General features: G+C 36.8%; 7 protein-coding genes. 6 read left to right on the forward strand and 1 reads right to left on the reverse strand.

Annotation, left to right across the window (positions count from 1 at the left end):
• Positions 1 to 1,593, reverse strand: a complete 1,593-nt coding sequence (locus tag HCUR_RS06480) for a hypothetical protein (RefSeq protein ID WP_104207275.1) — start codon at positions 1,591 to 1,593, stop codon at positions 1 to 3.
• Positions 1,594 to 1,796: 203 nt separating this feature from the next.
• On the opposite strand from HCUR_RS06480, the gene dnaG reads away from it, so the two are divergent.
• The 6 genes from dnaG to HCUR_RS06505 all read left to right on the forward strand — a co-directional run bounded on the left by dnaG (position 1,797) and on the right by HCUR_RS06505 (position 8,883).
• A complete protein-coding gene (gene dnaG / locus HCUR_RS06485; protein WP_104207276.1) occupies positions 1,797 to 3,464 on the forward strand; it encodes a DNA primase in 1,668 nt (555 codons plus the stop codon).
• 8 nt (positions 3,465 to 3,472) lie between these two features.
• Positions 3,473 to 5,740: an RNA polymerase sigma factor RpoD gene (rpoD, locus tag HCUR_RS06490; RefSeq protein ID WP_104207277.1), complete on the forward strand. Its 2,268-nt coding sequence runs from the start codon at positions 3,473 to 3,475 to the stop codon at positions 5,738 to 5,740.
• A gap of 525 nt (positions 5,741 to 6,265) precedes the next feature.
• On the forward strand, positions 6,266 to 6,550 hold the full coding sequence (locus HCUR_RS06495) for an IS630 transposase-related protein (RefSeq protein ID WP_104207278.1): 285 nt from the start codon (positions 6,266 to 6,268) through the stop codon (positions 6,548 to 6,550).
• Positions 6,551 to 6,771: 221 nt separating this feature from the next.
• Complete coding sequence (locus tag HCUR_RS06500) at positions 6,772 to 7,722, forward strand: acetyl-CoA carboxylase carboxyltransferase subunit alpha (RefSeq protein WP_104207279.1); 951 nt, start codon at positions 6,772 to 6,774, stop codon at positions 7,720 to 7,722.
• A gap of 249 nt (positions 7,723 to 7,971) precedes the next feature.
• The gene (locus tag HCUR_RS08815; RefSeq protein ID WP_165780834.1) at positions 7,972 to 8,112 is read left to right on the forward strand and encodes a hypothetical protein; all 141 of its coding nucleotides are present in this window, start codon (positions 7,972 to 7,974) and stop codon (positions 8,110 to 8,112) included.
• Between the two features lie 591 nt (positions 8,113 to 8,703).
• Positions 8,704 to 8,883, forward strand: coding sequence for a hypothetical protein (locus HCUR_RS06505; protein WP_104207280.1), 180 nt, complete (start codon positions 8,704 to 8,706; stop codon positions 8,881 to 8,883).
• Positions 8,884 to 9,014: the final 131 nt, after the last annotated feature.

The following is a 9,014-nucleotide window of genomic DNA, read 5'->3' on the forward strand; positions in this document are numbered from 1 at the left end:
TTACCTGCACGATACTGAAATCCTTCTTGGATCCTGCGTGAATTCTTCGTAGAGCCTTCTGTCTGCTCCCTCGATCCCCTCCCCTTTCTCTCCTCTTAAAATGCGAGGACGCAGTAAAATTACTAATTCTGTCATGCGCTTAACTTTTTCTTCAAAACTAAATAACAACCCCAACAACGGAATGTCGGAAAGAACGGGAATTCCGGAAGTTTTATACTCTGATGTCTCTTCCATAAGTCCTCCAATAATAATCACTTGATTTTCTTTTGCAGCCACTACAGAATCCATTTCTCTTACCTGAACCACAGGAATTTCTGATTTAATCTGAGTAGGGAATCCTTTCATAGAAAGCGCAATAGAAGGATCATTTTTTACATCAATAATTCGAGAAATGGTAGGATGAAGAAATAAAATAATTTGCCCCGTTTCAAAATTAACCACTGGATGCACATATAAAATTAACCCAATAGGTACTGTTTGAATTTGACTTCTCGCTTTTTGAATATGAGGGGAATTTGCTGTCATCATCACTTCATCCATTTGCATTTCAAAAAAAACTTCATTGCGTGCAACTTTCAAAACTGATGCTTGATTATTTAATACAGTCAATCTGGGATTAGCCAGTGTACGTACGGTGCCAAACTTATTCATAAAATTTGCAAAAGCATTTAAGTTTTTTGTGTCTACAAAAAACGAAAAGAATGCTCCATCTGACAAATTAGCTTTTGCATTCATCGTAGCAGTTAACGCCGGAAGAGCATCCCACTGAATTCCATTTTTATGCTCATCTGTTAATTCAATTTCGATAATCTTTGCCTCAATAAGAATTTGCGTTGTGGCAAGCTTTTGCAAATGTTTTAAATAACACGCAATTGCTTGATGTTGCTTAGCAGTACCCCACACAGAGAGTGTACCCGAATAACGATTTAAGGCGTAAGCTCGTTTTTCTGTTTTAATAGGCTCGTTTAAAATATATTGAATATTTTTTTCTAGCTCCTCCCAAAAATTTACATCATTTTTACTTTTTATTTGAATGGCAGCACCATTTTCCTGCGCAAACATCGTCTTACTTTTAGCATTTTGTCCTAAAATATCAGTCTTGACTGCAGTTTCTGTTTGCGTATTGCGTGCCCCGATCAAAAACTGTATGTTATGCGTCTTAAGATGAGGCGTATCCGGACTAATATGTAAAGTATCATTGGAGTAATAATATCGTAAATCATAGGATGAACTAAGATCGTCCAAAACTTTTTCCAAGGGTTTACACTGAGCATGATACAATACAGATGTGGATTTAGAGCACGGACGATCAAATACAATGTTAATATTAGCCTGCTTTGCCAGTTCAAAAAACACTTCTTGTAACGGAAGATTTCCGGATAAACACAATGAAATTGTTTTGTTATAGCAATGAGGTTTAGGATTCTTAGGCTGAAGCAAAACACGGTCCGTTCCAGATTGAACAGGCTGAGCCAAGGCTAAAAATTCTTCTTTTGTTTTTTTAATGGAAGCATCTTGATAAGATACTCTTTGACATCCTGAAATCCAAAGCCCCCCTAAATATATAGTAATCCTAGAAAAAAATGCATTCATTTCAAAGATGATAACGTCAAATACTGCCCGATTTAATGTATCAGAAAGAACGCTTTTATCAAGAGTTTACTTAAAATTATTAATATTTTTTTATTTTTTACTCTTGAATTTTTTTATGCGTATATCCTAGAGATAGAATTAGATTCCAACGTAAATTTCGTGTATATTAATAAATTAGAAAGTAAAAAAATTTCAAAGATAGATTGGACGCTTCAATTTATACGCAAATTCGTCACCGTATTTCTATCGTTGATCTTGTGTCACGTTACGTTAAGCTTCGTAAAAAAGGCATTACTTGGAGTGCATTATGTCCTTTTCATCAAGAAAAAAGTCCTTCTTTTATTGTACAAGAACTGAAAGGAAGGTATCACTGTTTTGGATGTGGCGCCCACGGAGATGCGGTAGATTTTATCAAAAATATCGAAAATATTACACACATAGAAGCACTTCAAAAATTGGCAGAACAAGCCAATATCCAAGGATGGAAAAGAGGATATGAAAACAATCAAAATTCTGAACTAAAAGAATGCTTACAAACGGTATGTGATTACTGTACAAAAGCGCTTAAAATCCATGCACCTTCATTAAACTACCTAAAAAGCAGAGGAATATCTAAAGCTTGTCAAGAACACTTTAAAATAGGTTGGTGTGATGCACATGTTATGAGACATATCCGATCTCATTTCTCTACGGAAATTCTTACAAACGCAGGAATAATCACCCGTCTTCATCAAAAAAATTTTTTTGAAGAGCGTATTCTATTTCCTATATTCAATGGAAACTGCGAGATTTTAGGATTTGGAGGAAGAAGCTTACACCCAGCAAAAATGCCAAAATATCTTAATTCCCCAGAAACCACTTTATTTATTAAACACCAAATACTTTATGGAATAGAGCATTTAAAATCTAACCTTTCTTGCGTGGTGGTGGTGGAGGGATATTTAGACGCTCTAGCGTTTTGGAATCGTATGCCAGCAGTAGCCTGTCTAGGAACAGCATTATCTTGTGAACACTTGCATATACTTTGGCGCGCAACACCAGAGCCCGTTCTGTGTTTCGATGGAGATGCCGCAGGAAAAAAAGGAGTCCAGAAAGCTATTCTTACCGCGCTTCCTGTTCTTAAGCCCGGAAATACTCTACGTATTGCGTCACTTCCAGAAGGACAAGATCCTCAAAGCAGTATCCAGTATCAGGGATGGGCTTTTATGGAAAGCATCTTGAAAAATGCTTCATCTCTTTCTGAGGTTTTGTATGAAACCATTTTTCCTCAAGAGGTTCTTTCTGTACCAGAGCGTCGAGCCAAGGCAGTACTATCCTGGAAACAGCATGTAGAAACCATTGCAAACACAGAAGTAAAGCATGCGTATCAAACGTTTTTTAAAGAGCGTTTTTATCAAAGAAGTTTTTCCTCTCGCTTTGTTTCTCGTAAAAAAAGCGAGGTTTCCTGCACGGTGTCTTCTGTGCTAGGCGTAGAAATTTTGTTGGGCGCTTTGTGCGTATTTCCTGAATTGTACGGAGAAGTTCAAGAGCTTTTCGTACAACTTCATTGCCCTGAAGCATATGCTTCCATTAAAGAAGACTTGATTCAATGGAAAGCACGTTGCGTGGAATCTTCTTTTTTAGAAGGTGAAGTCCCCAAAGAATGCAGCAGTCTCTCCTGGTATAGCACACTTGTTCAACGGGTTACACCCCATCTTGTGTTTTGGCAACAGTTAGATCTAAATGCCTTGCAAGAACAATGGATAGAATTATTTAACGCTCATCAAACACAATTTTATCTAGAGCGTATGCGAGACACCTTAAAACATAATTCTGATTTACTATTTTCCCAATGGGAAGAGCTTAAGTTATTAACATTTAAAGAGGAGTAACACATAATATGCCCTATAGTGAAGAGAAAAAATCTCTTGTAGAAAGTGATCTTACATTTGAAGAAGTCGGATTAGGTTCTGAAAGTTTAGAAGACCCTGTATTTAAACAAGTATTGGACATGCACGATCCAGAAATAAATGCTTTAGTTCTGGATCATGAGACCGATCATGATTTATTTCCACCTAACACCTTAGATACCGATCTTTGGGATCAACTTCGAGAGTTGGATGAGGAGGAAGAACGGGAAGGAGAAAATAGTTTATGCTATATTTTTCAGGCATTACTCATAAAAAGTAAAGAGCAAGGATTTTTAAGCCAAAAGTATTTAAATAAGCTGTTTACAGTACAAGACCTCACCATTCAGGCTAAGGAATTAACACTTCAAATGTTAAAAGATATGGGTGTGATAATTAGCTTAGAAGATGCATTGAACCCAGAACAGCTGGAGCTAGGAACCTTAGAAGAGTCAAAAGAAGAAGAGATAGAAATATCTAGTGTAGATGATCCAGTAAGACTGTATTTAAAAGAGATAGGCTCGGTACCATTACTCTCTCGAACGGGCGAAGTTGCCATTGCTCAACGTATAGAAGCAGGAAGAAATATGGTCATTTCTGGATTATGTAGTAGTCCTATTTTATTTGAAACACTAAACCAGTGGATTGAGGGATTGGAAGAAGGAACACTTACTTTACGCTATCTTGTAGATCTGGAGAGTAATGTAGATGAAGCCTTGAAGGAAGTCTTAGTAACGGAACTGGACATAGAAAAAGAAAAACAAGAAGTACCTATACTGGACCATATTGTAGGGGAAGATTCTCTGCTAGAAGCGGAACCATTATTGAATTTGAATAATAAAAAAGATCATTTTTTGAATAAAACTATAGATTTAGAAACCATGCCCCATAAAAAATTTTCTCAAGAGAACACAAATAAAGATAAAGAGGATGTTTTAGCAGAGCAGGAGGAAAAATTAGAGAATGATACATTAACAGAACCGGAGGAAAAATTAGAGGATGATACATTAACAGAAGCGGAAGAAAAATTAGATGACGATACATTGCCAGAGAAAGATGATCTTTGGATAAACGAAAGCCATTTATTAGAGACTACCTTAAGTAAGTTTCGCGCGCTTCGTGATAAAATTCAGGCTGGCGTTGAAAATGAAAAGTCGCTCAAGGAAGTGATTGAAATATTTTCAGGACTTCGGTTACAAAGTGGACGCATAAAAGATCTCATTGCGCTTATTTTAGATCTACAAAAAGCTTTGTTAAAGTGTGATTCAAAAATTTTAAAATTATGCGAAGGCTGTGGTGTTCCAGTAAAAGACTTTTTAGCGAGTTATATCGTGGAAACACCAAGGCAGTGGTGGCATGATATACAAGAAAAAGTACCGTCAGAAAAATGGAATAATGTTGTAGAGAATGTAAAAGAAGGAATTGAAAAAGCACTTTCAGACATTGATAGCATTACAGAACGCGCGGATGTCCCTTTAGCGCGGTTAAGACAAATTATCAAAACAGTACAAACTGGAGAGCACGACGCGGAACAAGCAAAAAAAGAAATGATAGAAGCAAATCTTCGTTTAGTAATCTCCATTGCAAAACGATACACCAATCGAGGACTTCAATTTTTAGATTTAATTCAAGAAGGAAATATTGGATTAATGAAGGCTGTAGATAAATTTGAGTATCGTCGAGGGTATAAGTTTTCTACGTATGCCACATGGTGGATTCGCCAAGCTATTACGCGATCTGTAGCAGACCAAGCACGTACAATTCGTATTCCTGTTCATATGATCGAAACGATCAATAAAATTTTAAAAATTTCTCGAGCCTTCGTCCATGAAACAGGACGCGAGCCTACGTCTGAAGATTTAGCAGAGCGTATGGGGTATTCTTTAGCAAAGATACAAAAAATTCTAAAAATTTCTAAAGAACCCATTAGTCTTGAAACGCCTGTAGGAGATGAAGAAGACAGCCATATTGGGGATTTTTTGAAGGATGAAACTGCAATTTCTCCTATTAATGCTGCAGTAATGAGTGATTTAAGAGACGCCTTATCAGAAGCATTATCGTTATTAACCGCCAGAGAAGAACGGGTGCTACGCTTACGATTTGGAATTGGTGGAGATAGAGACGAGCGCACTTTAGAAGATGTAGGCAAAAGTTTTGATGTAACGCGAGAACGCATACGTCAGATTGAAGCGAAAGCATTACGAAAATTGCGTCATCCAAGCCGATCAAAATCGTTAATTTACTTTTTAGATGAAGATTAAGGACCTATCTTCACCATTTGAAATCAATGATTAAGCGATATGGATAGCACGAAAAAGAATAACTTATCCAAGTCATTGAACAGATAACAATGAGCTTTCATTAAAGATGATTTTAGGACAGGCAATGATGGGAAAATCCGTAAGCATAGCCAAAAACCGTTGATGAATTCTGTCATACCCTGCCTAGAAAACGATCTAGAGTTTTTATAAGAGCGCTAAAGCATAAAAGAATCTAAAGAAAAAAAGATAGGAGATCTTATGAATCCCAGCTCCATGAACATGGGGCTCCATAAAGATCCCAGTGATATAACCAAAACAGTCTAAAAAGAGCATGAAAAAAGTAAGAAAGAAAAATAATATAGGGTTAGAAGCGTATATATTAATAGATAGGACACATTCAGTATATTAGAAAAAACGCTAAAGAGGGACTTTCAGAGAGTGAAGTTTCGAATAAATTTGGGATATCAAGAGCAGTGATATTCACATGGAGCAAAAGTTAAAGCCTCAAAAACCTAAGAATAAGCCTTGAAGAAACTTAGCAAAGAAAGTATAAGAAATGATATAGAAGAGTTTCCAGATAGTGATCCTCGAGAAAGCAGCGAAAAATTAGGAATTAGCGAGTCTGGTATTCAATATTCAATAAAGCCTTTAGGCGTGACATATAAAAAAACACTCCATCCTGCGAAAGCGGATCTAGAAAAAAGATTTATGTTCTGCCAAAGGATTAAGTTACGAGAAAAAAACGGTTATTTGTTGGGTAGAAAATATATCACCCCTCAAAAAAAGCGACGCCCGCAGCGGAGCGATTGAGCTTTTTCATAAATTTTAAAAAATAAAATTGTAAATATAAATTTAGTCAAAACGCTCAAAAACTGGTACGTATCAGTTCAATGTAAAAACACAACGTCCCCTTCTATTTAACTCTTCGATTAATTATTTATGATTTTAGCCTGAGCTCATCCATTTTTTGTAGAATGTTTTTTTCCAATCTGTTATGCTGAAAAGCGTAAATAATACAGAATGCTGTCTACATGCAACATTTAGAATTTGAAACCATCGTTGTAAAACTGCAAGATCAAATTGAAGCGCTTAAAAGTATTTCTGGAGATCAGATCAAGATTCAAACTGAAATTGCACGGCTAGAAGAAAAACGAAAGAAGTTGCTCTCTAATTTGTACAAAAATCTTACTGCTTGGCAGAAAGTTTTGGTGGCACGACATGAACAGCGTCCTAAGACCTCTGCGTATATTCAGCATTTGATTCGGGATTTTTTTCCATTATGCGGAGATAAAACTTTTGGAGACGATGAAGCGATTCAAGCAGGGATAGGACGTTTTTATGGGACCACCATAGTGGTTTTGGGTCATGAAAAGGGTCATGATACAGAAAGTCGTCTTAAACATAATTTTGGTATGCCACATCCAGAAGGGTATCGAAAGGTGCTGCGATGTATGGAGCTTGCACAACGATTCGGCTTTCCTATTCTAACCTTTATAGACACTGCTGGTGCATATGTAGGAACAGAAGCAGAAGAACGTGGTCAAGCTTACGCTATTGCTGCGTGTTTGGAGAAAAGCTTTTCTTTGGATGTACCGATTTTTTCTGTCATTATTGGTGAAGGCGGTTCTGGCGGAGCAGTAGCTTTGGCCAGCGCAAATAAAATTTTTATGTTGGAACATTCTGTGTATTCAGTGATCTCTCCAGAAGGATGCGCTTCAATTTTATGGCGTAGTCGTGATAAACGTGAAGAAGCTGCAGTGGCGCAAAAATTAACTGCTCAGGATCTCAAGGCATTAAAAATAATTGATGACATTATTCCTGAACCTTTAGGAGGAGCCCACCGAGATCCCATGCTTACAATTAATACCCTAGGAGAGCGCTTGCATCTAGCACTCCAAGATATCTCTATGAACGTTAGAGTAGAACGTCGTGCTAAATTTTTAGAAATGGGTAAACAGTTTGTTTTAGGTACGGAGCGATAAACGATACAATACCGGATTTCATATAAAAAAAATCAAAAAAAGAGTAAGTTCTAATGAAATATCTTGTCTCTTTTAGAAAGTTTATAGTAATAGCAGTGGAAGCATACTATAAAAAGTGATACGTTTCCGTTCAAAGAGACTGAATAGATTAACGAGTCCATACAGTATAGATTTAAGAAAAAAAGTTATAACCTCATATCAAATCAGGAAACAACCAAAAGGAAGTATCTATATTTTTTAGTATAAAAAATGACAATTATATTACAAAAGCTAAGGAAATTACCTACCAAAATTTTAAGAGGAATAAAACCAAGCATAGCACGAGACGCTTGTATTCAAAAGAATCATCCCGATGCCAGACGAGCAGATAGTGCTGGTGATTTGGCATAAGTGCTCACAGTGCGGAATATGGGCTAAAACGGCTAAGGTTCAGGTATAAAATAAGTCTTCCTCTATAACAAAGCAAAGCCAGATAATTAGGTAGAAGCGCTAAAAGACATCCCCCCCCCTGAACATGGCCCCCTCATAACAATAAATATTTGAAAAAAGAAAAATAATAAGGGAATGCCTTGGATGGTGAATAATTTAAGGTAAGGTTCATGAAAGAAGTAGAAGAAGGGGGTTTAGATCATTTTAACCCCCTAAAAGATCCTAGATCGAGTAAAGAATAGGTGCATGATACGTCTGAGGTATTCTTAGCGACTTTGTGCGCAGCGCTATGCGGGGCTGAGGGATGGCAAAATGTTGAGTTTCAAGATCTATTTTCTCCCTGGGTCATAAGTAAAAATAGCCCGGCAATATTATAGCAATCGATGGAAAGGTATCAAGGCGCAGTTGAGATGTTACATAAGATATGCGCTTTTGCTACAAAGGCTAGGCCAAGGGAAGGGATAAAAGCAACAAGATAACAGTACTCCCTAAAGTATTGGATTGGCTGAATCGTAGAAGATCTATTGTCACTATAACGTTGCAGATAAAATCATGGGTAAAGGAGAAAATTATATATTCTCTCTCAAAGGTAATCAGGGAAATCTTTTAGATGATGTGAAGCGATATTTTGAAAAAGCACCATTAGAAAAGATTAAATATTGCTCAAATTATGATAAGGGGCACGCTAAGGTTGAAGTTAGAAAATGCTCGGTAAGTCAGGATAGTAAATGACTCATCTTAAATACTCCTAATGGGCGTTCTATTAAAAGCATTGCGCGGATAGAATCGGCTGGTGAGATAAAAGCTAAGTTTTTTAGTGAAGTGCGGTATTATGAATCTTCTTTAGAAGTCATTCTTGAAAC

The organism is Holospora curviuscula (assembly GCF_002930195.1).
Lineage (GTDB): Bacteria > Pseudomonadota > Alphaproteobacteria > Holosporales > Holosporaceae > Holospora > Holospora curviuscula.